The sequence below is a fragment of the Coriobacteriaceae bacterium genome (assembly GCA_025993015.1).
Taxonomy (GTDB): domain Bacteria; phylum Actinomycetota; class Coriobacteriia; order Coriobacteriales; family Coriobacteriaceae; genus Collinsella.
Map to the genome: position 1 here is coordinate 454,226 of DAJPFV010000001.1, position 26,475 is coordinate 480,700.

Genomic DNA, 26,475 nt, shown 5'->3' on the forward strand with positions numbered 1-26,475 from the left:
AACCACACAGCCGGAAGTGCTCCTGCTTTGAAATGCTATCTGCGCAAACAACTGCTCCCCAGATGGGGATTATTGTCTAAAACACCCCAATGTGCCAAACTGCTCTTATATGTATAAAGATGGCATAAAGGTCTGCTGCTCTTTGCAGAGGCCAGATGTCTAAGGGAGTCCACGTGGCACACAACAAGCTGGAGGCAAGCCTCCAAGACCAGCATGTGCAGGGCGGGCACGGAGCCATCCCCCTCTCCGCTGGCATGCTGCTCGTAACGCTCGGCGTCGTCTATGGCGACATCGGCACGAGCCCCATGTACACCATGAAATCAATCGTCGCCAACAACGGCGGCATCGGTACCGTCAGCGAGGACATGATCCTGGGCGCGCTTTCGCTCGTCATCTGGACCATGACGCTCGTGACCACGGTCAAGTACGTGGTAATCGCCATGAAGGCCGACAACCACAACGAAGGCGGCATCTTCGCCCTGTTCAGCCTCGTACGCAAGGTGGCACCATGGCTGATCCTTCCCGCCATGATCGGCGGCGCGGCGCTGCTCGCCGACGGCATCCTCACCCCCGCCGTCACGGTCACCACAGCCATCGAGGGTCTGCGCACCATCGAATGGGGCCATGTGCTGCTGGGCGACGGGCAGACCAACGTCATCATCATCACCATCATCATTATCTGCGGCCTATTTGCCATGCAGCGCGCCGGCACCTCGTCAATCGGCAAGCTCTTCGGCCCGCTCATGACGCTGTGGTTCCTGTTCCTGGCAGGCACCGGTCTGTTCAACATGCTCGGCAACCTGTCCATCTTGCGCGCGCTCAACCCCATCCGCGGCATTATGTTCCTGTTCTCGCCCATCAACCATTCGGGCATTATGGTGCTCGGCTTTGTCTTCCTGTCGACAACCGGTGCCGAGGCACTCTACTCGGACATGGGCCACGTGGGCAAGGCAAACATCTATGCATCCTGGCCATTTGTTAAGGCGGCCCTTATCCTCAACTATCTGGGTCAGGGAGCTTGGCTACTCGCCAATAACTCCAACCCCCAGATGCTCGCGATGGATATCGTCAACCCGTTCTATATGATGCTCCCCGAGCCCCTACGCCCCTTTGCCATCGTGCTTTCGGCCGTGGCGGCCATCATCGCCTCACAGGCGCTCATCACCGGCTCGTTCTCGCTGGTATCCGAGGCAACGCGCCTCAACCTTATGCCGCACCTGCGCATCCACTACCCCAGCGACACCAAGGGCCAGCTCTATATTCCGCTCGTCAATAACATCATGTGGGTCGGCTGCATCTTCATCGTGCTGCTGTTCCAAAACTCCGAGCGCATGGAGAGTGCCTACGGCCTCGCCATTACCGTGACCATGCTTATGACCACCACGCTTTTGACGAGCTATATCGCCGGCATTCTCAAGCACAAGCTGGGCGCCTGCGTCTTCGCCCTGCTCTTCGGCGCCATTGAGCTGTGCTTTTTCGCCTCGTGCCTCACCATGTTCTTTGACGGCGGCTATGTGATGATCTTCTTGGCCGCACTGCTGTTTGGCCTTATGTATGTGTGGCGTCGCGGCACCGCCATCGAGCGCACGCAGACGATTCTGCTGCCCGTCTCCAAGTACATCGACCAGCTCAATCGCCTGCGCAATGACGAGACCTATCCCGTGCTCGCCGACAATCTGGTATTTCTCACCAACAGCCCCGACCCGCTCACACTCGACCGCGACGTGCTCTATTCCATCCTGGACAAGCACCCCAAGCGCGCCAAGGCATATTGGTTCATCAACGTGCACGTTACCGACGAACCCTATACGCACGAGTATTCCGTCGAGACCTTTGGCACGGACTTTTTGTTCCGCGTGCGCCTGGACCTGGGCTTTAAGGTCAACCAGCGCGTCAACGCCTATCTGCGTCAGATCGTCGGCGACTTGATGGCATCGGGCGAGCTGCCGCCGCAACATCACACCTACTCCATCTACGAGACGCGCGGCAACGTAGGTGACTTCCGCTTTTGCATGCTGCGCAAGATGCTTGCCCCCGAAACGGACATCAACCGCAATGACCACCGCGTGATGGCCATCAAGTACGCCGTCCGCCGCGCCTGCGGAAGCCCGGCACGCTGGTACGGTCTCGAGAACTCGGCCATCATCATTGAGTACGTACCGCTCTTTGCCCGCATGCGCCCGGCCGTCAAACTTGTGCGCACCCAGGTGCCGCTCGAGGTTCAGATCGAAGAGGCCGAGGAAATGGAGGTCGACATCTTCTCGGACGACTTGGTCAACGGCAACGAGGCCGGTAGGGACATGAACGTCGATCCCACCGAGTTGCTCGAGAGCGTCGCCGATATGCCCGAACAGCAACAGCTCGACGGCCTCGAGAGCGAACAGCTCAACGATGCCAACTTCTAGCGACGTCACAAATCAACGACAGCGGCCCTGCATCTCACGGGAGACGCAGGGCCGATTTGCATTGCAGTAAAGCTAACGGCTACGAACGACGCGGCTCGGGAACCACGAGCCTATCGGGGCTCGCGCCCTCGGCATCCATCAGGCTCACGTAGCGAATCGACGGATCCCCATACATCGCGTAGTAATAATTGCCCGTGCGCGCGCTAAAGCATCCGGTATAGATAGTCTTCTCGAACTTGCCATCGCCCATCCTGGACGCCCCCTCAATCATCACCACGCCCTCGAGCGAACGGAACATGCGGACGACGTTTTCGGTTTCGCTCTCCTTTTGCGGGTAATTGGCATTGAGGTACGCCGCCTTTACAAAACGGCTCGGCGAATAGCAGTCACCCGGAATACCGCGCATGCCGGCACCCGCGCCATAGGGCTTGAGCTCGGCGCCACGCCATGTCGCCGTCTGCGGAAAATCGCTTGTGGCTGTGATATAGGTGCGCAGGTTTTCCATGTGCCACGGGAAGGTCGGCTGGTTGGCAAGGGTGTCGACCGGATCGTCGTATACATGCAGGCCGTCAGCCATCATCTCGACCACGATGCTACGCTGGCTGTCGCCGATAATCCAATGGAGCAGCGACACGCCCAGCCCCTCTCCTGCAGATTTGGCGACAATCACCGTATCGCGCAGCGCAGCCTCGACCTCGTCGACCGTCGAGAACGTCGCTGCCACCCACAGGGGAAACTCATAGGCCGCGATATTGGTCTTGCCGTCGACAGGGCCCTCGGCATACTCGGCATAACCCGGGAAATTGAGACCCGCCACGGCGAGCCCCGCATCGTTGCCGCAGTCGAAGAACATAGGGTAGTTCTTGTAATCGATGCACATACCGATCACCGCGTGTGCCGCTGTCGTGTCGTCGATAAACGAATACGGAATGTGAAACCCGCGTGGCATCACGCGAACCTGTTGGCCGTAGTCAAAACTCCAGTCGAGGTTGCGGCCCAGATACATGTGGCCAGAATTATCGGTAAATCGAATGCTCGTGCACATAGCGCCTCCCAGCCTTACGTTCTTGCTAAGGTTATTGTCACCAAACAAAAAGGCGCTAAACACAAAAGCCCGGACATGACAACAATGTCACGCCCGGACTATTCAATCAGGATAAACTCAACCAAGTTAACCCCGCAGGTCGTCTAAGGGGTCAAAGTGCCGCAGATTGCCACGAAAGAGGAGCGAAGCGTACTTAAGGTACGCGAGCGACGATTGAGCGGCAAGGTGCGGCGCTTTGGTCCCCTTAGACCAACTTTCCAAGACAGTGGTCGATCATATGCTGGATCATTTGTGCCTCAAAGCCCGCGTAGTCGCGGCGGCACTCCTTCATCTTGCCGTCGACGATCTGGTCAAAGGCAACCTTGCACTTGATATAGCGCGTGGACTTGGTGACCTCCTCGTGCGTCAGGCAGCTCTCCTCCATCTTACTGGCGCCCAGGCCAAACACCAGACGGGGGTTGTAGAGCACGTGGGGCTCGCCGGCATCGTCCAGATAGACGCAGACCTTCTTGGTGACGCCGATCTGGTTGGCAGCCAAGCAGCCGGCATCATCGAGCGACTTGATGGTATCAATCAGATCCTGAGCGACCGACTCGTCCTCGACAGTCGCAACCTCGCAACGCTGGGACAGGATAGCCTCGTCGTGGCAAAGCTCTTTAATCATACGTTCCTCCATAGGGGTCGTTGTAACCGCTTAAGTATACGGTACCCACACATTCTCATGCGAAAAATACCGTCCGTCTGCTACAAAGCGCCGAACATCAACATGCGAGGAACGACAGCGTCGTAAAGGGGCTATAGTGGGTGAGTTCGTGTCAATCGGCCTAAACTCGGGGCCGAACAAGGAAAGGGTATGCATGGACGAACTATTTCACGTCAGCGAGCGCAAGTCCACAATCGGGACCGAACTTCGCGCTGGACTGACAACATTCCTGGCGATGGCCTACATCATCGCCGTCAACCCCGCTGTGCTCTCGGGCGCTGGCATCGATGCGGGAGCGCTCGCCTGCGCCACCTGCCTGGGCGCCGGCATCATGACCATCTGCATGGGCATCTTCGCCAACCGCCCGCTCGCCTGCGCGTCGGGCTTAGGCGTCAACGCGATGATCGCCGGAATCACCACCACCGTCTGCGGCGGTGACTGGCACGTGGCCATGAGCGTCATCTTCCTCGAAGGTATCGTCATCTTGCTGCTCGTGCTTTGTGGCCTGCGCGAGGCCATCATGGACGCCATCCCCGTGGTTCTGCGCCACGCTATCTCGGTGGGCCTGGGCCTGTTCATCGCCATGATTGGCCTGTGCGATGCCGGCATTATCACCGCTGGCGCCGGTACACTCGTCGGTCTGGGCGACATCACCTCCCCCACCTTCATCGTCGGCATCATCTCCATCCTGGTGACGGTCGCCCTCGCCTGCCGCAACGTCCCCGGCTCGCTGCTCATCGGCATCGTCGTCGCCGTCATCGCCGGTATCCCCCTAGGTGTGACCCAGGCTCCGACCGGTATCATCGCCCCGCTCGACTTCTCGAGCATCGGTGGCCCCATCGCCGACGCCGGCGGCGTGCCTGCCATCGTCAAGGTCCTTACCGACCCCGCGCTCCTCGTCATCTCGTTCTCGCTGCTCATGAGTGACTTCTTCGACACCATGGGCACCGCGATGGCCGTGGCCAAGCAGGGCGAGTTCCTCACCGACGACGGCAACGTCGAGAATATCAAGGAGATTCTGATCGTCGACTCCGCCGCCGCTGCTGTGGGCGGTTTCATGGGCGTCTCCTCCATCACCACCTTCGTCGAGTCCACCTCTGGTGCTGCCGACGGTGGCCGCACGGGCCTCACCTCCGTCACCACCGGCGTGCTGTTCATTCTCGCCGCGTTCTTCTCCCCCATCGTCACCATCGTTTCCAGCGCCGCCACCTGCGGTGCTCTGGTCTACGTCGGCTACCTCATGATGAGCGAGGCCTCCGAGATCGACTGGTCCGACGTGTCGCAGGGTTTCCCGGCGTTCATGATTGTCGCCGGCGTGCCCTTCACCTACTCCATCTCTGCCGGCATCGGCCTGGGCTTTATCGCCTACGTGATCGTCGCGCTCTTTAAGGGCGAGGCCTCCAAGATCAAGCCGCTTATGTGGATCGCAGCCCTCGCCTTCCTCGTCTACTTCTTCGTGGCGTAACGGCATAGTCTGCTAAAGCAAAACAACAAGGCGCGGAATCGCATCGAGCGGCTCCGCGCCTTTCTTTTAGCGTCTGCCCCCGTGCCAGCGTGCGACAATTGAGACTGTCAATATCACAACACCGAGAGAAGCCTGCCTTGGAAGCGCATCATAAGCAGATAACCGTTTATTCAGAGTGTGCGGAAGGCGCGCCCGTCATCTACCTCCCCGTGGTTATGGGCGACGGTAGTGAAGTCTACGAGCGCTGCCGAGAGCTCGACTGCCCACCCTTCACCCTTGTCGCCATTGGAGGGCTCGATTGGAATCGCGAGCTGAGCCCCTGGGAATGCGACGGAACTATACGAGATGCCGAGCCCTTTGGCGGACAGGCTGCTGGTTTTCTTGACGAGTTGTTGAAGCAGATAATCCCCCAGGCCGAATCATCGCTCCCGCAACCGCCCGCCTGGCGCGGCGTTGCCGGCTACTCGTTGGCGGGTCTTTTTGCACTGTGGGCACTTTGGCAAACAGATGTCTTTGAGCGCGCGGCGAGTGCGTCGGGGTCGCTGTGGTTCCCCGGCTTTATCGACTACGCGCGCGAGCGCACGATGACAGCCACGCCCGACGCTGCCTATCTGTCGCTCGGTAAAAAGGAAACCAAGACGCCCAACCGCATGATGCGGCACGTACTCGACGATACGCGTGCGATGGAAGAGCTGTTTATCGAGCGTGACATTCCAACAACGCTGGAGCTCAACCCCGGCAATCACTTTGCCCAAACTGACCTGCGCATGGCGCGCGGCATCCACTGGATACTGACGCATTAAAAATGGCGTCCACGCGTACATACGCATGGACGCCATTTTTAATTTGGCTGAACGCAGCTACTATTCAGCAGTCTCCTCGAGTTCAGATACGGCGGGCGTCGAGGATTGGGACATGGAAGTCCTTTCATGATGGAAGGGCGATCAGGCATATCGGATAACCTGCCCGAACGATACGATCCGAACCATTGTACGTGATACGTCATGTCTCGCGCGCGCCGTCACCTGCAAACGGTAACGTTACTTCCAAACGCGCTCAGCAATGCGCTTGACCAGCGCGATCTTTGCCCACTGTTCGTCCTCGGTCAGCTTGTTGCCAATCTCGCAGCTGGCAAAGCCGCACTGGGGCGACAGGTACAGGTTCTCGAGCGGCACATACTTTGCGGCCTCGTGGATACGTTCGACGATAACGTCCTCATCCTCAAGCTCAGCCGCCTTTGTAGTGACCAGTCCCAGCACGACCTTCTTGCCCGGGGCAACGTACTTGAGCGGCTCAAAACCGCCGGCGCGCGGCGTGTCGAACTCCAGATAGAACGCATCGACATCCTCATGCGCAAACAGGTACGGAGCGATAGGGTCGTAGCCGCCCTCAAAAGCATAGGTGGAGTGATAGTTGCCGCGGCACACGTGCGTGTTAATGACCAGGTCGTCGGGCTTGCCCTCGATGGCGGCATTGTTGAGCGCCACGCCCAGCTCGCTTACCTTTTGCAGGTCGACCGGGCTCATGCCGGTTTTGGCGACAAAATCGGTATCGCAGTAGATGCCCCAGGTGCAGTCATCAAACTGGATGTTGCGGCAGCCTGCTGCGTACAGGTCGGCGATCACCGTGCGATAAGCGGCTGCAATGGCGTCGGCAAGTTCCTCGTCGGTCTTATAGACGGCACGCAGGCCCTCCTGCTGGCCGTCGCAGCGATCGAGCGTAACCTCAGAGAACGTCTGGATAGGCGCCGGGATGGTCTGGCGTGCAACGTGGCCCTCTCCCTCAAGCGCCTTGACGAACTTAAAATGCTCGACGAACGGGTGGTTCTCGCCGCTAATGGGACCGGTAACCACAGCGGTGTCGGCCGTCGTCTCCTCGTCATGGAACATATAACCCGTGCGTGAGGTACGGCGCTCAATGCCGTTAAGTCCCCACATAAAATCGAGGTGCCAGTAGCTGCGGCGGAACTCGCCATCGGTAATCACCTGCAAGCCGGCAGCCTTCTGCTTGGCCACTAAGTCGCGGATGGCCTCGTCCTCGACGGCCTTAAGGCCGGAAGCGTCGAGTTTACCCGCGACATAGGCGGCACGGGCGTCCTTTACAGCCTGCGGACGAAGAAAACTGCCGACGATATCGGCACGAAACGGCGCGTTCGGTTGAATCGAAGTGCTCATAGATATCTCCCTTTGCATTGGTTGCTTTACTGGGACAGAGTATGAGCGTTCATATTGCCATCGTAAAATATACGTTTATAACAGTTTGATATAGATGCTCCCTATATCAGTCTGGACTGTCATAAAGAGACTTGAACCGTGCGGAGCACAGCATCCTAGATATGCTGACGAATCGCGTCGATATAAGCCCGACCGTAGCGCGTGAGCGTCGTGTTCTTGCGCGTGATGATGCCAATCTCCATGTACTCGTCCACGTCGAGCGGAATCGAGATAATACCCGGCCCGTTGAGCTCGTGGCTGATCACGCCCGAACACACCGTGTAGCCGTTGAGACCCATGGCCAGGTTGAACAACGTCGCACGGTCGCGCACGCGGATATTCTTGCGGCGCTCAAAGGTCGAGGTCAGTTCCTCGGAATAGTAAAACGAGTTATAGCTGCCCTGCTCGTAGGACAGGAACGGGTAGTCTTCCAAGTCCTCAAGCGTCACGCTCGAGCGGCCCGCCAGCGGATGGTCGGCGCACACGAAGACATGCGGTGTGGCGCAGAAGAGCCCCTCGAATACGAGCTCGTTGGCGCCAAGCATGCGCTCGATGACCTCGCGATTGTGCTCCGACAGATACAGGATGCCGAGTTCGCTTTTCATATGCGCGACATCCTCGATAATTTCGTGGGTCTGCTCCTCGCGCAGGGTAAAGTCGTAGCGTGCGGCATCGAACTCGCGGATCACATCGACAAACGCATTAACGGCAAAGGAATAATGCTGGCAGCTCACACTAAAGTGCGGCACCTGCTCGGACGTACCTTTGTACTTGCCCTCGAGCAGGTCGGCCTGGTCGAGCACCTGGCGCGCGTACCCCAAGAAGGTCTCGCCTTCCTCGGACACAATGACACCCTTGTTGGTGCGCTCAAAGATATGCACACCCATCTCGTTTTCGAGATCGCGGATCGACGCGGTAATCGAAGGCTGCGACACAAAGAGCCGGCGCGAGGCCTCGGTGATGCTGCCGCATTCGGCAACTTTGACGACATACCTGAGTTGCTGGAGCTTCATGGCTTTCTCCCTAGACGTTTGTGACGTCGAAACCCGTCGCGTCCATCTGACGCATAAACGACGGCATCTCCCCCGTCGCGGCGCAGGCGGCAATCTGATGCAGAGCCCCGGCAACCGCATCATCTGCCGCAGCGCCGATATGCCAGCGCGCGGCAGCCGTGACGGCCTCGTTGGCATTGGCGACTGCAACGGAATTGGGAACGGCATCGATCATGGGCAAATCGTTATCGGAATCGCCGAATACGGCCACCTCGTCGGGCGTCAGGCCCAAAGCGCGCGCCAGCTCCAGCGCAGCACAGCCCTTGTCCCAGCCGGTCGGAAGAACGTCGAACAGGCGCACGCGGTTGTTGGGAAACACGAGCGAGAGCTCCGGCACCTCGGCGGCAACACGCTCGCGCAGCTCGGCGAGCTCCTCGCGCGAACGGGCACTCCAGATATTCGCCTTGTATACCGGGGCATCGTCAACGACAGGGCGACAGGGAGCCTCTTCGCCCTTGAGCCACGCGTTGCCGCCTGACTCCATGGCGCGACGCACACGCTCGGGATCGCTTGTCACGCAATAGGCGTCGTTGTCCCAAAAGTCATCACCCAGACGGTAGACCTTCAAATAGGTATCGTCGGTCTCTTGCTCCAGGTAGTCGGCCAGGCGCATAAGGGCATCGTTATCAGTTGCGCGCGAGGCAACCGCCTCGCCATCGACAAACATCACCTGGCCGTTGCAAAACGCACCGGTCGAGAAGCACTCGGAGCGATTGCGGAACATCCAGCTCATCGCGGACGGCTGGCGACCCGAAACCGGGCCAAAATGCAGGCCCGCCGCCTGCATGGCATGAATGCCCTCGATGGCGCAGTCGCTGGCGCCATCGTGTCCAGCAGGAATCAGCGTATCGTCCATATCGGTCAGCACAAGTTTGATCATAAGGTCCCCTCGGTCATTCTTTATCCCGTCTATTGTAACGACCTGCCAATAAGGGACAGGTTTATCTTGGCAGGTTTTATCTGGGAAAACGCAGCGCCCCTGTTGCCACCTGCCAAAATAAACCTGTCCCATATTGGCAGGTACGCTAGTATAGGGAACAACAGATTCGATGCGGGAGTGCCGGCGGTGCAAACCACAAGGCTGAGAGGGCAATGGGCCCAATCCTTTGAACCTGTCAGTTAATGCTGGCGTAGGGAGCATGCCGCCTTTACAGGGGCGCTGTCTATGCACAGCGCCCCTTTTCTATGCCAAGGAGGCATGTGCAGTGATTGATTCGGAACAGCTTAAGCAAAATGTGGTTAAGGCCGTGGATGAGATTCGTGCCACCAATCCGATGGCCGGTTCCATCACCAACACGGTGACGATCGACTTTGTCGCCAACGCACAGCTCGCCGTGGGCGGTTCGGCCGCCATGGTCTATCTGCCAGACGAGGGCGAGGCACTCGTTGCCGGCGGCGGTGCCATCTATCTCAACATGGGCACGCTCTTCCCCATCTACGAGCAGACGATTCCCCGCGCGGCCAAGGCGGCACACGACGCCGGCAAGCCCTGGGTGCTCGACCCGGTGGGCCTGGGCATCGGCAGCCTGCGCACCCAGCTGGTAAACGAGCTCAAGCAGTACAAGCCCGCCATCGTGCGCGGCAACGCCTCCGAGATCATCGCGCTTGCCGGCCTGTGGGGTCTTGAGGGCGAGGCAGCCGATCTGAGCCGCGTGCGCGGTGTCGATACCACCGACACGGTCGATGCCGCCCGCGATGCCGCCGTGGCGCTCGCCCGCCACACTGGCGGCGCCGTTGTGGTCTCGGGCGAAGTCGACCTGATTACCGACGGCACGACCGTGGCCAAATCCCACGGCGGCAGCCCGCTCATGTCCAAGATCACCGGCTGCGGTTGCTCGCAGGGCGGCGTGCTGGCCGTGTACGCCTGTGCTACCGATCCGTTTACGGCAGCAGTCTGCGGCACCGCCGTCTACAACGTTGCCGGCACGCGTGCCGCCGCCGTCGCCGATGCCCCGGCAAGCTTTAAGGTCGCCTTTATCGACGAGCTCTACCGCGCAACCGCCCAGGATATTGCCGACAACCGACTCGAGCTCGAGGAGGCATAAGCGATGTCCGAACCCGCAACCAATGCCGGCATGAACACGCTCGTCGCCGTGGCCATCGCCCCATGCGGCACCGGCGACGAGCTGTCCGCCGAGGTCGCCGAGGTCGTGCGCGTCATTCGCGAGAGCGGCCTCCCCAACCGCACCACCTCGATGTTCACCGAGATCGAGGGCGACTGGGACGAGGTCATGCAGGTCGTGCGCGACGCGACCTTTGTGTTGGCGAGCAAGGGCATCCGCACCGAAGTCGTGCTCAAAGCCGATATTCGACCCGGATTTACCGACACCATGACCGGCAAACTCAAGCGCATGGAAGCACAGATCAAAAAGCAGGAGGAAGCACAATGAGCATCCGCGACAACCTTGATATCTCGGCCTATCTGGTACTCGGCCCCGAAAACACCCTCGGACGCCCCGTGGGCGATGTGGTGGCCCAGGCACTCGACGCCGGCTTTACCTGCATCCAGGTGCGCTCCAAGGTGGCAAGCGCCCGCGAGATCATCGCGCTGACCGACGACGCCGCGCAGGCAATCGCACAGGCCGGCAAGACCGGTCAGGTCGCCCTGTTAATCGATGACCGTCTGGACTGTGTGCTTGCCGCGCGCGAGCAGGGCATTGCCGTCGATGGCGTGCACGTAGGCCAGAGCGACATTCCCGTCGAGGTCTGCCGCAAGCTGCTGGGCCCCGACGCCATCGTGGGCCTTTCGGCCCGCTGCGAGGAGATGCTCGAGTACGTCAAGACCGCCGACATGAGCCTGGTCGACTACCTGGGCATCGGCCCGCTCCACGAGACCGAGACCAAGCGCGACTGCGGACGCGCGGCCGACGGCTCTATCATCACCAAGAGCTTTGAGGACCTTGCCGCACTCCACGCGGCAAGCCCCGTGCCCATCGTGGTGGGCGGCGGCGTTAAGACGGCCGACTTGCCGCAGCTTAAGGCCACCGGCGTCGACGGCTTCTTTGTGGTAAGCGCCGTCTGCAGCGCCGACGACCCCCATGCCGCAGCCAAGGAGCTTGTCGACACCTGGCAGCAGGCATAGGCATAGGCCGAACAGCTGATTCGCAGCCTCATATCTTCAGCAATGGAAAGCGCATCCCAGTTTGGGCCTCCATTCCGGGATGCGCTTTCCGTATGCGACCCTTACCCCGCCAGATACGCTTCCAACGCCGGCAAAGTCGCCTCTGCATCGTGGCGGCCGACCTGGTAGATGCGCTCGAGCTCATCCGGTTCGCGGCACAGCGACGGCACCTTCACCGATTCGCTCGGCCGCACCACAAAGATTTCGCCGGCAGCCTCTCGACGTGCCAGGTCATCGAGCGTGGCATTGTAGACCTCATGCCGATGCTCAAGCGCTGCAACAAACTCCGGATAGTGACGGAACACGCGCCGCAGCATGGGCATCACGCTGTTGGGCTGCTTCACAAAGCCCGCCGGCTGCGTGAGTACCACGATATTGCGGTCATACCCCTGCGCAAACAGCCATGCGCTGGGAATAGAATCAGCCACGCCACCATCCAGATACTTATGCTCGTCAATAGCAACGGGACGCGTCGCCACAGGAATGGCAGACGACGCCCGGATCCACTCGATATCGCGCTCGTCGCCATACGGTAGATCGTGGTAGACGGCCTTGCCCGTCTCGATATCGGTACACACGCACGTAAATCGCATGGGGCAGGCGCGATACGCCTCCAAGTCGATGGGATCGCGCTCGATAGGCACCTCGTGATAGGCAAAATCGGCATTGAACATATCGCCGGTTCGCAGCCAGCTGGTCACGCTCGCATAGCGCTTGTCGGCGCAATAGGCCTTGTTGTAACGAATGGCACGGCCGATCTGGCGCGATTTAAAGTTGTAGCCAAACGCCGCACCCGCCGAGACACCCACCATATGGTCGCAGGTCAAACCGCGCTCCATCCAAACGTCGAGCACGCCCGCCGTATACATACCGCGGTAGCCGCCTCCCTCGAGCGCAAGCCCCACCGTGCGCGTCGTATCCGGCTGTGCCATGTGACCATCTCCGTTCCTGCGTTTTAAAACGGGACAAGTATACCCGTCAACATATATCGACTCAGTCGCATTTTTCATGCGCACCCAGGCGTTGCCGTTTGGCGAATAATAGCCGTCCACAGCATGTGCGCCCATATATAATTGTGCACTGTTGTCTATACTACTCAGCCGTTATCAACAGCGAACATTAGCCGGCAAAGTAACTCAACAACGCAGCAAGGCGGGGGCCTGGATACACGCAAGGCGCCGAGCAACGACGCGTGTACACTACGAGCTCGCCCGACGCCATCCGCCCCGACCTCAGAAAGCCGCTTACAACATGGACACCGCCAGCAATTACACCGAAACGCTCGAAAAGACCGTCCGTGACCTTCTCGAGCGTCAGGATGATCTGATTAGGACGGCCTTTACCGACCAGCTCACCGGACTTGGCAACCGCGGCGGCTTTGCCCGTTCCCTAGAGGAAATCTGGGAGCAGGAACTGCCCGTGACCATGGCGTTTATCGACATCGATAACCTTAAGCACTGCAACGACGTCTTCGGGCATGACGAGGGCAACCGCTATATCTTGCAGGTAAGTCTCTATCTCAAGCTGTATATGAAAGTGGACGAGGCGGCGTTTCGCATAGGCGGCGACGAGTTTGCCATCCTGTCTACGATTGCGACCGAGGACGACCTCGCCGAGCGCCTGGAACACTGCCGAACGGTCCTACTCAAAAACAACGATTCCGAGATGCCTCACTCGTTTAGCTACGGAGTGTCGCACGCCGACCCCGCCCTGGGTGAAGTCTCCAATCGCATGACACTCGATGCCGACCATCGCATGTACGACTACAAGCTACGCCATGCCATGCATCTTGATCGACGCAATATCGCGGAAGTCCACACCGACGACTTCGAAATAAGCGATCGCGTTTTTGACGCCTTTTCGATGCTCAACGAAGGCCGTTATTGCTTTATCGAGAACTTGGACAAACATCGCACCCTATGGTCACAAGGCGCCCTGCGCGATCTCGGTCTTCCTTCTGAGCATGTAGACAACTGCCACGATTACTGGAAAACGCGCGTCCACCCCGATGACCTTGAGGCCTACATCAACGACATCGACCAAATCTATAATGGCTCCAAACACCGCCGCGTCATGCAGTACCGCATGCGCAATGCCGCGGGCGACTACGTCCTCTGCCGCGCTCGCGGGTTTCGCATCGACGGCGACGGAAATACCCCCTCGCTCTATGTCGGCGAACTTGTTAACCACTCACTCGCCGAGACCGTCGACGCCGCCACGGGCCTCGGAACGCAGCGTATGCTGATCAACGCTATCGATGCCTGCCGTCGCGACCGTTGCGAGACGGGGCTTATAGCGGTCCGCGTTTGTGGCACGGCAAAGTTCAACGAGCTCTACGGGGCCGAGGCTGTCGACAACATGCTCGCCGAATACGCAGGCCGCATGTTATCGATCACCCGCGGCAGAAGTCGCGTCTTCCGCTCGCGAAACGCCCAGTTCGTCGTGCTCAGCAACGATCTGGACCACGAGGCATTCGAGCAACTGACCCATCATCTTAAAGAGGCCGTTTTCGCTCCTGTTCGAATCGCGAACGACACCATTACCCCCGTCTGTCTTGTCGTCCCGGCCTTTTACGAGCGCTTAATCAATCAAGCGACCGCTGTTTTAGGCGAACTCGACCGTCGTCTTCGCACCGCCGGCGGGCTTGCACCCAACGACAGCCTCCCCATACCCGAGATTGAGCGCAAAAGCGCCGTCGCCGAACGCATCGATACGCTCACGGGCCTCTATCGACCCAGTGAGTTTATGCGGCGTGCCAACGCATTTCTTAAGACAAGGCACGGCGGCGCTTGGTGTATCGCCACCGTCGACATGGGTCATATGCGACTGTTTAACGAATGGCACGGACAGGCCGAGGGCGACCGCGTGCTCGCCGATGTGGGCACGGTCCTCAAAGACATCGAGAATGCCGAGATGGGCGTCGCAGGATACTGGGGCCAAGACGACTTTTGCATTCTCATCCCCTTTAAGCACATCACCGTCCATCAAATCTATAACCGCGTTCGCGCCGCCGTGGCCAAGCATGATGACGGCGTGGGTTTCTGGCCGTCCATGGGCGTTTGCCCCATCGACCCCAACGAGGAAATCACCATCGACGCGCAGGCCAAGGCCATGTTTACCAATCGGCGCGCCAAAAACGATTTTAAGGATCGCATCGCCGTCTTTCGCCCCGAGGAATACAAGCGCGAGGTGGCGTTTCACCGCACCCTCACCGAGTTCCAGTATGCGCTCTCAAACGACCGCATCACCTACTACCTGCAGCCCCAGGTTGATATGGAAACCGGCGAGATCATTGGCGCCGAAGCACTCACCCGCTGGATTGACAAAGATGGATCATTGATTCCACCTGCGTCCTTTATCCCGGTGCTCGAGGAAAGCGGCTTTGTGGTGACGCTCGACAAGTACATTTGGCAGGGTGTCGCCTCGTGGCTGCGCGAGCGCATCGATCGAGGACTTTGCGTGGTTCCGGTCTCGCTTAATGTGTCGCGCGTGGATATCCTTACCTGCGACGTTGCCGAACATATGGAGGCGCTCGCCGCCCAATACAACCTACCGTCCGAGCTCATGCGTATCGAGATCACCGAGACGGCTTATACGGGGGAGTCCGAGGCCGTGGACAAACTGACAGCCGACCTGCACACCCGCGGCTTCTCGACCTATATGGACGATTTTGGCACCGGCCAGTCCACGCTCGCGATGCTCAAGAACGTCAACGTCGACGTCATCAAGCTCGACCGCACCTTTGTGCCCACCGACCGCGATCAAGGCCGCAGCGCGCAGATCGTGTCATCGATGCTCGAGATGGCGCAGTCGCTCCATCTGCCCGTCGTGGTCGAAGGCGTCGAGACAAATGAGCAGGCAAACATACTACGCCACATGGGCGCCCGCTACGCTCAGGGCTTCCTCTACTACCGCCCCATGCCGGCGAATGATTTTGAGGCATTGCTCGATGGTGGCAAAAACAACTGATACGCTCGCGCGCAAAACACCACCGCCGAAGGGGACATTTGTCTCCATTAGCTAACTTATATCCCCAATTCAAACCGAATTGGGGATATGATACAAACCGCTGTTCTGCCCAAGGAGGTTATTCATCATGAACGAGTCGTACCGCATGGGCGAGCAGTCAATCATTGCCCATCTTCAGCGGCTTGCAAACGGAGCCTCAACCGCCGAGCTCGACGTTGACGCGCTGCCCACGGAGTTGCGCGCCATCGGCGAACAACTGCAGAAAACGCTCGCCGTCTTGCAACAAGAACGCCAGCTGCTCGAACGCAGCGCCTATATCGATTCGCTCACCAATCTTGGCAACCGTGGTGGACTCGACCGCCATGTCGATCAGCTCTGGCTCAAAGGCACTCCCTTTACCTGCGCCTATATTGACATCGATCACCTTAAGCACTGCAACGATAAGTTTGGCCACGCCGAAGGCAATCGCTATATTCTGAGCATCTGCCGCGTGCTCACCGAGGCAATGGAGCACGATGAGATGCTGTTCCGTATCGGTGGAGACGAATTTGTACTCGTGTCCCCCACGACAAGCGAAACCGAGCTCGAGCAGCGCCTGGAGCGGGTACGCACCGACCTTGTCGAGGCAACATCGGACGGCAAGGCGCCCATGATCGCCAGTTTTAGTTTTGGTTGCTCGCACGTCGACCCGCTTGCAGGCGATACGCGTCGCCAGATGACGATGGATGCCGATCGCAAAATGTATCGCTACAAGCTCATGCACCGCGTGCAGCAACCGAAAGACAATGACGTGCCACAACACTCGATCGTCGATCAGCTTCCCTGCAACGACCGGGTGTTCCAAGCGATCTCTATGAGCTCCGAGACGCGCTATCCGTTTATCCTTAACCTCGATACGGGAGAATCGCAATGGTCGGTTAACGCCGTGCGCGATTTTGACCTGCCTTCCCAGCACCCTTTTAACTCGGTCGATATGTGGCTTGCTCGCGTCCACCCCGAGGACCGCGACAACGTACGCGCCGAGCTCGACATGGTGATAAACGGCACGTGGCACTTCCACTACATGCAGTACCGCGTGATGGATGCCACCGGAGCGTACGCGCTTTGCGACTGCACGGGCTACCGCTTGGACGGCACCGATACCGAGCCTAACATGTACGTGGGCATTATCATCAACCGAAGCCTGGCAGATACGACCGATTCCGTGACCGATCTGGGCGATATTCACGCCCTGGTCAACGCCATTGGCGAAATGCGTCGCGTGGCGCGCAAGGCGGGCATGATCGCCATTAAAATCGACGATATCGCTCAGGTCAATGCCCGCTTTGGCTTTGATGCGGGCGATCGCGTTTTGGCGGAGAGCGCCGCCTGCCTCATGGAATGCTCGCGCGGCAAGGGTCGCCTGTTCCGCTCGACGGGGCCGACATTCGTGGCGCTTTTCGACGACTTTGATCCCGAAGAGACCAACGCGATTGCAGACGAAATCGAACGGTTCCTGGGTTCTCCCGTGCTCATCGGCTCGCTTGAATATCAGCCGCCCATTCGCGTGGCCACGCTTCATCTGGACGCTGTCGATCGACAGCCCGTTTCCATTTTGAACGAGCTCAAAGCGCTGCTTAAAGAAGCGTCACAGGTACCGGGCACCAAGTTGGACTAGCGTTGTGGGGCGCGATGTGAAACACAAGCCGTTTCACATCGCGCCCCACGCCATCTACCCTCTCGTGCGATAATCCTCCGCAGAAGTCACCGACAGCAGAGGGAGTTTGTGATGAAGGTTCTTTTGGTCAATGGCAGCCCCAAGGCAAACGGCAACACCGCCCGCGCACTCACCGAGGTCGCAGAGCAACTTAATGCAGAAGGCATTGATACCGAGGTGTTTCAGCTGGGCGCCAAGCCCATTCGCGATTGCATCGGTTGCGGCCAGTGTGGCAAGCTTGGCGGTCGCTGCACCTTTGACGACGACGTGGTCAACGAGCTGATCGCTGCCGCCGAACAGGCCGACGGCTTTGTCTTTGGCTCGCCTGTCTACTACGCGCACCCCAGCGGCCGCATTCTCTCGGCACTCGATCGCGCATTCTATGCCGGTAGCAAAGCTTTTGCACACAAGCCGGGCGCTGCCGTCGCCGTCGCCCGTCGCGGCGGTACGTCGACGACCTTCGACGTGCTCAATAAGTACTTCACCATCAACCAGATGCCTGTGGTAGCGTCCACGTACTGGAACAACGTGTTTGGCTGCGTGCCCGGCGACGCCGACGGAGATGCCGAGGGTCTGGCCACCATGCGCAACATCGGCAAGAACATGGCCTGGCTCCTGCATTGTATCGAGGCAGGACAGGCCGCCGGCATCGAAGCCCCCGAAGCCGATCGCGAGCGCACCAACTTCATCAGGTAGAACGGCGGAACATACTATGAACGTGCAAATCTTCGGCACCAAAAAGTCGTTCGACACCAAGAAGGCCCAGCGCTATTTTAAGGAGCGCCGCATTAAGGTGCAGTTTATTGACCTTAAGGAAAAGGAGATGAGCAAAGGCGAGCTCACGAGCGTGATGCAGGCGGTCGGCGGCATCGACAAGCTGCTCAATCCCAAGGCTAAGGACGAGGAGACGCTCGCGCTCATCCAGCATCTCACCCCTAGCCAGCGCTTCGATAAACTGCTCGAGAATCAGCAGGTTCTAGCCGAGCCCATCGTGCGCAACGGCAAAAAGGCCACCGTCGGTTATTGCCCCGATGTATGGGGAGCCTGGGAGTAGCCTGTGTTATTTGCCGGCGCGTGGGTATAAGAGCAGGCGTTTGGCATAAGATTCAACTGTAAGCCATGTCTAACAAAGGAGGGCATATGCCCAACAAACCCGTGAAGATCATCATGCTTACCGGATACCTCGGTGCCGGCAAGACCACGCTGCTCAACCACATCCTCGCTAACGACGGCGGCATCCGCGCCGCCGTGATCGTCAACGATATCGGCGAGATCAACGTCGACGCCAGCCTTATCGCCGACGGCGGCCTTTCCGAGACCGACGACCTTATCCCGCTCACCAACGGCTGCATCTGCTGCACGCTTTCGGACGACCTTGCCAACCAGCTGCAGGGCATCGCCGATTCGGGCGACTTCGATTACATCATCATCGAGGCTTCGGGCATTTGTGAGCCTATCCCCATCGCCTACACCATCTCGAGCTTCTGCGACGAGGCCAAGGTGGGCGGCGAGCCCAAGCTCGCGCTCGACAACATCGTGGCCGTGGTCGACTGCGCCCGCATGTACGACGAGTTCAACGGCGGTCGTGACCTGCTGGCAGAGGATATCGACGAGGACGACATCGAAAGCCTGCTCATCCAGCAGATCGAGTTCTGTTCCACGCTGATCCTCAACAAGACCGATACCGTGAGCCCTGAGCAGATCGCCGAGCTCAAGGCCATCGTGCGCAGCCTGCAGAAGGACGCCGTGATCGTCGAGGCCCAAAACGGCGAGGTCCCCATGGAGGAACTGCTCGACACCGACCGCTTCGACTTTATGCGCGCCTACAACTCCGCCGCCTGGATCGAGGCCATGGAGCATCCCGAGGAGCACGACGACCCCGAGGTGCTCGAGTACGACATCGAGACCTTTGTGTACTCGCGCCGCAAGCCGTTTGACCTGCAGAAGTTCACCGATTTTGTTGAGCAGGAGTGGCCCGACGAGGTCATCCGCGTCAAGGGCCCGCTGTGGCAGGCCAGCAATCCGGACATGTGCTACATGTTTGAGCAGGCCGGCCACCAGATGCGCCTGATGGAGAACGGCTTGTTCGTTGACTCCGCGCCCGAGGGCGAGAAGCAGAAGATCATCGACGAGAACCCCGAGATCATGCAGATTTGGGACGACGAGACGGGCGACCGCATGACGAGCCTGTGCATCATCGGCCGTCACATGGACAAGGATGCGCTCATCGCCTCCCTCGATGCCTGCCTGACTGACTGGCACCGCGCCTAGGTTTATCTAAGCGGGCATTTTTCCGCTACGTAACCGCCAAACCACCACGAAGGTGCCTGTTCCCTTCGTGGTGGTTTTTCGTTCTGAGCCAAGGAGATTCATGTTCAACATTGTGCTGTATGCGCCCGAGATTCCGGCCAATACGGGCAATATCGGACGTACCTGCGTGGTCACCGGCGCCCGCCTACATCTGGTGGAGCCGCTGGGCTTTTCGCTCGATGACAAGACGGTACGTCGCGCCGGCCTGGGCTACTGGCAAAACTTGGACGTGGCGACCTATGCCGGCTGGGAGGATTTCCTTGCACGCAACGGCCTCTCCCCCGCCGATGGTCGCCTACATCTGCTGACCAAAAAGGCACGCCGCACCTATGCGCAGAGTACCTACCGCGATGGCGACTACTTGGTCTTTGGCAGCGAGAGCTCGGGCATTCCCGAGCCGCTGCTTGCCGCGGCGCCCGAGCGCTGCGAACACATCCCCATGTTGCGCGATTGCGATTCGCTTGACAACGCCGAGGTCTGGGAAGCCCACGAGGAATCGCTCGGACATACCGAGGACAGCCACGAAGCCATCCTTCAGCAGGATATCTGCGGCAACTTCGTCGACCCGGACGACTACCGCATCAGCGCACTCAACCTCTCCAACAGCGCCGCCATTGTCCTCTACGAGGCCCTGCGCCAGACAGGCTTTCCGGGAATGTGACAAAGGGGTTATCCCTTTGTCACATTCGGTTATAGGTAGCGACCGGTGATGCTTGCGGAGCAGGTTGCGATGTCGCCCGGCGTACCGGCGCAGACGATTTGCCCGCCGGCGTCGCCACCGCCCGGGCCCATGTCGATCACATAATCGGCGTTACGGATAAGGTCGAGATCGTGCTCGATCACGATAACCGTGGCGCCCTTGGCAACGAGGCCGTCAAACACACTCAGCAACACCTGAACATCGAGCGGATGAAGGCCGATCGTGGGCTCGTCGAACACGAATACGGCATCATCCTGCACGCGGCCCATCTCGCTCGCAAGCTTAAGACGCTGCGCCTCGCCGCCCGAAAGCGCCGGCGTGGGCTCACCGAGCGTGAGATAACCCAAGCCCAGGTCGTGCAAGGTCTGCAAGCGCGCCTGGACTTTTTTGAGTCCCAACGTGGCGTCGAGGGCCTCGTCCACACTCATGTCCATGAGCTGCGGCAACGTCAGCAAGCTCCCGTCCTTGCCCTCGCGATGGATACACAAAGCCGCGTCTGCATAACGCGAACCGCGACATGCCGGGCAGACGATTTCGACATCGGGTAAAAACTGCACGTCAAGCGATATCGAGCCCGTGCCATCGCACGTAGGGCAGCGCAAGGCGCCAGTGTTGTAGCTAAAGGCACCCGCCTTGTAGCCGGCTGCCTTGGCCTCGGGCGTACGGGCGAAGGCACGACGCAGCTCATCATGGATGTCGGCATAAGTCGCTACCGTCGAGCGCACGTTGGCACCGATGGGCGTGGCGTCAATCAGGTTGGCGCGGGCAATGCCTTCGGCATCGACCCAACGCACATGTTTTGGCAGACGCTCGCCGGCTGCCCGCGCCTTAAGCGCCGGGATGAGCGTCTCGAGCACCAACGTCGTCTTGCCCGAACCCGAAACGCCCGTCACCGCGACGAGACGGCCGCGCGGGATATCGACTTCGAGCGGCTTGACGGTATGGATGGCATCGGTTGCCATGCGGATATGTCCCTGGTCGAACATTTCCTCGTCAGTCACCTGTGGACGCAAGCGCTTGGACTCCGAGCGCAAAAACGGGGCGATGCGGCTGCCCTGCGATTGCTCGACCTCATCCACCGTACCCGCGGCAATCACATTACCGCCGCCTGCTCCGGCAACGGGGCCCATCTCGACCAGATAGTCGGCTTCCGCTAGTACGCGCGTATCGTGGTCGACAACAACCACGGTGTTGCCGTCATCCACCAGATCGCGCATCACGCCTACCAGGCCGTCGACATTAGCAGGATGCAAGCCAATCGAGGGCTCGTCCAGCACATAGAGCACGCCCGTCGATCGGTTGCGCACCACGCGGGCGAGTTGCACGCGCTGGCGCTCACCCGTGGAGAGCGTGGCGCCTGCGCGATCGAGCGAAAGGTAATCGAGACCCAGGTCGACCAGACGACGGGCCGTGCGCAAAAATGAATCGCAGATATCCGTCGCCATGGGCTGCATCTCGGCCGGCAAGGATGCGGGCACCCCGCGCACCCACTCAATCGCCTCGCCCAGCGTCATGGCAGCCGCCTGCGCCAGATTGATACCGCGCACCTGGGGCTGGCGCGCAGCCTCGGAGAGACGCGTGCCGCCACAGTCACGGCATGGCCCCTCGCGCAAAAAGCGCGCAACGCGTTTGAGGCCCTTGTCGTCCTTAACCTTGGCGAGCGCATTCTCGACGGTATAGACGGCGTTGTAATAGGTGAAATCGAGCGGCGTGGCGCCCTCGCCGTTTTTGGGAACGTAGAGAATATGCTTCTTAACCGCCGGGCCGTGAAACACGATGTCGCGCTCTTGAGGCGTAAGTTGGTTAAACGGCACGTCGGTACGCACGCCCATCTCGCCTGCCACTTGCTTCATCAGATCCCACATGAGCGTGCCCCAGGGAAGCACCGCGCCTCCGTTGATGGTCTTGGACTCGTCGGGCACCAGGCTCGCTTCGTCCACCTCGCGCATGACACCGGTACCGCCACAGGTGGGGCATGCACCGCCGCTATTGAAAGCCAAATCCTCGGCACTCGGCGCGTAGAACTCGCGGCCGCATGCAGGGCACGTGAGCGACAGGCCAGCGGCCACGTTAAGGCTCGGCTCCACACGCGCCCCGCAATGCGGGCACACATGATGGGCGCAACGGCTAAAGAGCAGACGCAGGCTATTGTTAAGCTCGGTCATGGTGCCAAAGGTGGAACGCACGCCCGGCACGCTAGGGCGCTGATGCAATGCGAGCGCCGCCGGCACGTGCAGTACCTCGTCCACCTGAGCGTGCTCGGCCTGCGTCAGGCGACGTCGAGTATAGGTGCTGAGCGCCTCCAGGTAACGACGCGAGCCCTCGGCATAAAGAACCCCCAGTGCCAGCGAGCTCTTGCCCGAACCCGACACGCCGGCAATACCCACGAGCTTTCCCAGCGGAATATCGATATCGATGTCCTTGAGGTTGTGTACACGTGCGCCACGTACCTCGATAGCCTGCGGGCTCATCTTCTGTTCCGTCACCTTTATCACCCTACTCATGTCATATAACTCGATCGCGAATGTACGCGCCCAGCATGGGCACGGTAAATCGGACGAGGCCGTATCCGGCAGCTTCGATGACGCGCTCGCGAATCAGGCTTGCGCGATATTTACTCGCCCAGCTCTGGGTACGCTCGCAGCGCTCAATGATATCCGCCATGCGCGTCGGTTTGCCCTCGTCAACCGCCATGGCCTCGATAAAGAGGCGTTGCGGACTGCGAAGCCCGTAATACAGGGGCGCGTCAACTGCTTCGTAGAACTCGGAGACGGCATCCGCATGGCCATCCTCGACATCGCGCCTTTCGATGACCTGCGAGCCACGCCGGACAGCAGACCGCCACATGTAATAGCCCACCAGCTGAACCATATAGGGATGCCCCATGCTCTTGTGTGCCGCAAGGTCCGCCGTCTCCACATCAACGCAAAGACCAGCACCTTTGACCGTCTGGACATATGAATCGCGCACCTTGGGCAAAGATATCGCCCCCAGCGTACGCTGCTGGGCACGCCGCAAAAACGTCACGCTCGGCTCTTCGAGCAGATCGTCAACCATACTGGGTAAGCCGGCGAACACCAGCGCAAGACCGCGCTGGTCGCTATCGGACAAGCCCGTGGCATCCTGGTCTCCGAGCACCTGCTGATAGAGAACGGCAAGAGCCGCTAGTTCCTCGATAGACGCAGATTGCGCCTCGTCAATCGCAAACAGTATGCCCTTGCCTGGACCGAGCTTCTTGAGGCGCTCGTTGACCAGCCCTCGCAACGTTTCGCCCTTTGCTCGCGCCGCCTCGACCGACATCCGGCCAAACGACGGACCGAATTCCATTGACGTCACAATGGGCTTATTCGAGCGAAGCGCGTCGGCCAAGCGGTCGCATAAGCCAAGCGAAGCGGAATCGGAGACAACCGCCCATCCGCGCTCATTGGCCAGACGTTGCAGCTCCCGCAGGAGAACCGTCTTGCCGCAGCCGCGGTTTCCCGTAATGAGCATGAGCCTGCCCGGCGCTCCGGCGCCGTTATCGAGCCCTTCCTCGAAATCTTCGGTGACTGACTCGCGACCAATGAGCATCGGAGGCCGCTTGCCAGCCGTGGGCTTAAAGGGATTTGGATTCATGTCGGCCTCCTCGGATTGGCAAACCCTGGCAATAGTTATACTAACTTATACCGAGTTATACCAATAGCATATGACAAAGGAGCTGTCCCTTTGTCATATGTGGCCGAAAAACTCGACGTCTGCTGCTCGCCAGGGACGGAAGGTGGCGGGATCGATCTTTACGTGCGCCGCGGCAGGCACGTCGCACCATTTGACCGTGTAACCGGCGCCGTGAGAGCAAAAGACCGAATCGGGCGTGTTGGGCAGATCGGCCTCGGGCTCATAGGCAGCCGTCTCGATTACGCGCTCGGCATCATGGCAAGCCGCATAGCCGGCGAACTCTAGGTACAGATGTCCGCGACCGCTCGTGTAGGCAGCCACCTCCAGCGCGTAATCCTGCACCTCGGATGCCGGTACGCGACCCACAAGCTTCGCCCGGTCGCCCGCCATCGTCGGCGGCTCGTACTCGGCACCCATGCGCATGGCATCCGAGAGCGCCCGGCCCACGCACTCCCCCGGCACCTCGAGCTCAAAGCAGTACCACGGCTCCAACAGCACCGCCGCGCCGGCCTCACGCGCCTGCATCAAACCCTGGCGAATCGCGCGGTACGTGGCCTGGCGAAAATCGCCGCCCTCGGTGTGTTTGGCATGCGCACGGCCGCCCGTGAGCGTAATGCGCACATCGGTGATGGGCGAGCCGGTCAGCGCGCCCAGGTGATCGCGCTCCATGGCGTTGGTGAGCGCCAGACGCTGCCAGTTAAGATCGAGCTCGTCGGTCGAGGTCACGGTGCCAAACTGCACGCCCGAACCCGCTGGCAACGGCTCCAGGCGCAGATGCACCTCGGCATAGTGGCGCAGCGGCTCAAAGTGGCCCACGCCCTCGACCGGCTGCGAAATAGTCTCCTTATAGAGAATGCCGCCAGACTCAAACGCAACCGAAAGGCCAAAGCGATCGGCCAATACCCGCTGCACGACCTCGAGTTGCACCGCTCCCATGAGCTGCAGATGTATTTGTTCAAGATGCGTATTCCAGCTTACGCCGAGCATGGGATCTTCGTCGGCAAGCTCGGCCAGCGCTTTGAACACCGCATGGACATCGTGTTCGCCTGGAAGCACCGTATAGGTGAGGACCGGCGCAATGACAGGTGCATCGCCCGCGGGCTCCGCGCCCAGGGCGTCCCCCGGGCGAACGTGCGCAAGGCCCGTCACGGCACAAATACCGCCAGCAGCAACTTCTTGGGCAAGCTTATACTTCTCGCCGTTATAGATGCGTACCTGATCGACCTTCTGCTCCCATGCCTCGGCACCGGAACGTCCGCCAATCATCTGCTTGGCATGCAGTGTGCCGCCGGTTACTTTAACCCATGCCAAGCGCTCGCCGCGATCCCCGAGGCTCACGCGGTAGACGCGCGCGGCAAACTCCGGGTGCCATGCCTGTTCGCGCATCAGCGCGCATATACCATCCAGCAGCTCGTCCACGCCTTGGTCCTTGAGCGCCGAGCCGGCAAAGCAGGGAAAGAGCTTACGCTCGGCAACCATGCGCGACAGCGTCGCGACGGAAAGCCCGCCCGCCTCAAGAAACTCCTCGAGCGCTTCTTCGTCTAACGCGGCAGCGTCCTCCTGAACGGCCCCGCCCGCCAGCAGCTCGCCGGCATCCAGACAGCCTTCGGAAAGACGCTGCCCAAGCTGGGCCAGCAACGCATCGCGACCAGGGTTCTCAAGATCGATCTTGTTGATAAAAATGAACGTAGGTATGTCATAGCGCGCAAGCAGGCGCCACAGGGTTTCGGTATGCCCCTGCACGCCGTCGTTGGCGCCCACAACCAAAATCGCGTAGTCGAGTGCGCGCAGCGTGCGCTCCGCCTCGGCAGAAAAATCGACATGTCCCGGCGCATCCACGAGCATGACGTGAGTATCGCCATGGTCGAGCACAGCCTGCGACGAGAAGATCGTAATACCGCGCTCGCGCTCAATCTCGTTCGTATCCAGATGCGAATCGCCATTGTCCACGCGGCCGCGCTTGCGAATGCGGCCCGCGTTGAATAGCATGGCCTCGGCCAACGTGGTCTTGCCGGCATCGACATGCGCCAAGATTCCAACGACCGCTTGCTTCGACATGGCTCTCCTCTTATTGCAAGCCCATCGCACGCGGCAACGGGCGTCCTCATTCCACACTGGATGATACAATTTACGGGCCGGCGG

The 26,475-nt window shown here is 59.9% G+C and carries 21 protein-coding genes and 1 riboswitch; of the genes, 12 read left to right on the top strand and 9 right to left on the bottom strand.

What is annotated here, in order from left to right:
• Positions 1-254 precede the first annotated feature (254 nt).
• Positions 255-2,405 (top strand): KUP/HAK/KT family potassium transporter, encoded by a 2,151-nt coding sequence (locus tag OIL77_01995; GenBank protein HJI44193.1) that lies wholly within the window; start codon positions 255-257, stop codon positions 2,403-2,405.
• A gap of 79 nt (positions 2,406-2,484) precedes the next feature.
• On the opposite strand, the gene bsh is transcribed toward OIL77_01995, so the two are convergent.
• Positions 2,485-3,450 (bottom strand): choloylglycine hydrolase, encoded by a 966-nt coding sequence (gene bsh, locus OIL77_02000; GenBank protein ID HJI44194.1) that lies wholly within the window; start codon positions 3,448-3,450, stop codon positions 2,485-2,487.
• Positions 3,451-3,694: 244 nt separating this feature from the next.
• Positions 3,695-4,114: a peptide deformylase gene (locus OIL77_02005; protein ID HJI44195.1), complete on the bottom strand. Its 420-nt coding sequence runs from the start codon at positions 4,112-4,114 to the stop codon at positions 3,695-3,697.
• A gap of 193 nt (positions 4,115-4,307) precedes the next feature.
• Between OIL77_02005 and OIL77_02010 the strand changes: the two genes are divergently transcribed.
• Positions 4,308-5,618 (top strand): NCS2 family permease, encoded by a 1,311-nt coding sequence (locus OIL77_02010; protein ID HJI44196.1) that lies wholly within the window; start codon positions 4,308-4,310, stop codon positions 5,616-5,618.
• A 215-nt stretch (positions 5,619-5,833) separates the two neighbouring features.
• A complete protein-coding gene (locus OIL77_02015; GenBank protein ID HJI44197.1) occupies positions 5,834-6,421 on the top strand; it encodes an alpha/beta hydrolase-fold protein in 588 nt (195 codons plus the stop codon).
• A 237-nt stretch (positions 6,422-6,658) separates the two neighbouring features.
• Here OIL77_02015 and OIL77_02020 read toward each other — a convergent pair whose 3' ends face one another.
• From OIL77_02020 to OIL77_02030, 3 genes are all read right to left on the bottom strand, one after another.
• Positions 6,659-7,792 (bottom strand): 5-methyltetrahydropteroyltriglutamate--homocysteine S-methyltransferase, encoded by a 1,134-nt coding sequence (locus OIL77_02020; GenBank protein ID HJI44198.1) that lies wholly within the window; start codon positions 7,790-7,792, stop codon positions 6,659-6,661.
• 155 nt (positions 7,793-7,947) lie between these two features.
• The gene (locus OIL77_02025) at positions 7,948-8,844 is read right to left on the bottom strand and encodes a LysR family transcriptional regulator (protein HJI44199.1); all 897 of its coding nucleotides are present in this window, start codon (positions 8,842-8,844) and stop codon (positions 7,948-7,950) included.
• 10 nt (positions 8,845-8,854) lie between these two features.
• On the bottom strand, positions 8,855-9,763 hold the full coding sequence (locus OIL77_02030) for a Cof-type HAD-IIB family hydrolase (GenBank protein HJI44200.1): 909 nt from the start codon (positions 9,761-9,763) through the stop codon (positions 8,855-8,857).
• A 163-nt stretch (positions 9,764-9,926) separates the two neighbouring features.
• Positions 9,927-10,037, top strand: a riboswitch (TPP riboswitch).
• Positions 10,038-10,088: 51 nt separating this feature from the next.
• Between OIL77_02030 and thiM the strand changes: the two genes are divergently transcribed.
• Genes thiM through OIL77_02045 form a run of 3 tightly spaced genes read left to right on the top strand, consistent with a single transcriptional unit; the run spans position 10,089 to position 11,965 of the window.
• Positions 10,089-10,928, top strand: a complete 840-nt coding sequence (thiM, locus tag OIL77_02035) for a hydroxyethylthiazole kinase (protein ID HJI44201.1) — start codon at positions 10,089-10,091, stop codon at positions 10,926-10,928.
• Positions 10,929-10,931: 3 nt separating this feature from the next.
• On the top strand, positions 10,932-11,273 hold the full coding sequence (locus OIL77_02040; GenBank protein ID HJI44202.1) for a thiamine-binding protein: 342 nt from the start codon (positions 10,932-10,934) through the stop codon (positions 11,271-11,273).
• Positions 11,270-11,965, top strand: coding sequence for a thiamine phosphate synthase (locus tag OIL77_02045; protein HJI44203.1), 696 nt, complete (start codon positions 11,270-11,272; stop codon positions 11,963-11,965). The genes OIL77_02040 and OIL77_02045 overlap by 4 nt, the downstream gene beginning before the upstream one ends.
• Positions 11,966-12,066: 101 nt before the next feature.
• On the opposite strand, the gene OIL77_02050 is transcribed toward OIL77_02045, so the two are convergent.
• Positions 12,067-12,936, bottom strand: a complete 870-nt coding sequence (locus tag OIL77_02050; GenBank protein ID HJI44204.1) for a patatin family protein — start codon at positions 12,934-12,936, stop codon at positions 12,067-12,069.
• 319 nt (positions 12,937-13,255) lie between these two features.
• On the opposite strand from OIL77_02050, the gene OIL77_02055 reads away from it, so the two are divergent.
• The 6 genes from OIL77_02055 (at position 13,256) to OIL77_02080 (ending at position 20,640) form a co-directional block, all read left to right on the top strand.
• Positions 13,256-15,973: an EAL domain-containing protein gene (locus tag OIL77_02055; GenBank protein ID HJI44205.1), complete on the top strand. Its 2,718-nt coding sequence runs from the start codon at positions 13,256-13,258 to the stop codon at positions 15,971-15,973.
• A 127-nt stretch (positions 15,974-16,100) separates the two neighbouring features.
• The gene (locus tag OIL77_02060) at positions 16,101-17,630 is read left to right on the top strand and encodes a diguanylate cyclase (GenBank protein HJI44206.1); all 1,530 of its coding nucleotides are present in this window, start codon (positions 16,101-16,103) and stop codon (positions 17,628-17,630) included.
• 111 nt (positions 17,631-17,741) lie between these two features.
• Positions 17,742-18,365, top strand: a complete 624-nt coding sequence (locus OIL77_02065; GenBank protein HJI44207.1) for a flavodoxin family protein — start codon at positions 17,742-17,744, stop codon at positions 18,363-18,365.
• A gap of 16 nt (positions 18,366-18,381) precedes the next feature.
• The gene (locus tag OIL77_02070; GenBank protein ID HJI44208.1) at positions 18,382-18,723 is read left to right on the top strand and encodes an ArsC family transcriptional regulator; all 342 of its coding nucleotides are present in this window, start codon (positions 18,382-18,384) and stop codon (positions 18,721-18,723) included.
• Between the two features lie 86 nt (positions 18,724-18,809).
• Complete coding sequence (locus OIL77_02075; GenBank protein ID HJI44209.1) at positions 18,810-19,940, top strand: GTP-binding protein; 1,131 nt, start codon at positions 18,810-18,812, stop codon at positions 19,938-19,940.
• A gap of 100 nt (positions 19,941-20,040) precedes the next feature.
• Complete coding sequence (locus OIL77_02080; GenBank protein ID HJI44210.1) at positions 20,041-20,640, top strand: tRNA (cytidine(34)-2'-O)-methyltransferase; 600 nt, start codon at positions 20,041-20,043, stop codon at positions 20,638-20,640.
• 29 nt (positions 20,641-20,669) lie between these two features.
• On the opposite strand, the gene OIL77_02085 is transcribed toward OIL77_02080, so the two are convergent.
• The 3 genes from OIL77_02085 to OIL77_02095 all read right to left on the bottom strand — a co-directional run bounded on the left by OIL77_02085 (position 20,670) and on the right by OIL77_02095 (position 26,391).
• Positions 20,670-23,165 carry an excinuclease ABC subunit UvrA gene (locus OIL77_02085; GenBank protein HJI44211.1) on the bottom strand — a complete coding sequence of 832 codons (2,496 nt, stop codon included), beginning with the start codon at positions 23,163-23,165 and terminating at the stop codon, positions 20,670-20,672.
• Positions 23,166-23,184: 19 nt separating this feature from the next.
• Positions 23,185-24,294: an ATP-binding protein gene (locus tag OIL77_02090; GenBank protein HJI44212.1), complete on the bottom strand. Its 1,110-nt coding sequence runs from the start codon at positions 24,292-24,294 to the stop codon at positions 23,185-23,187.
• Positions 24,295-24,387: 93 nt separating this feature from the next.
• A complete protein-coding gene (locus OIL77_02095) occupies positions 24,388-26,391 on the bottom strand; it encodes a TetM/TetW/TetO/TetS family tetracycline resistance ribosomal protection protein (GenBank protein ID HJI44213.1) in 2,004 nt (667 codons plus the stop codon).
• Positions 26,392-26,475: the final 84 nt, after the last annotated feature.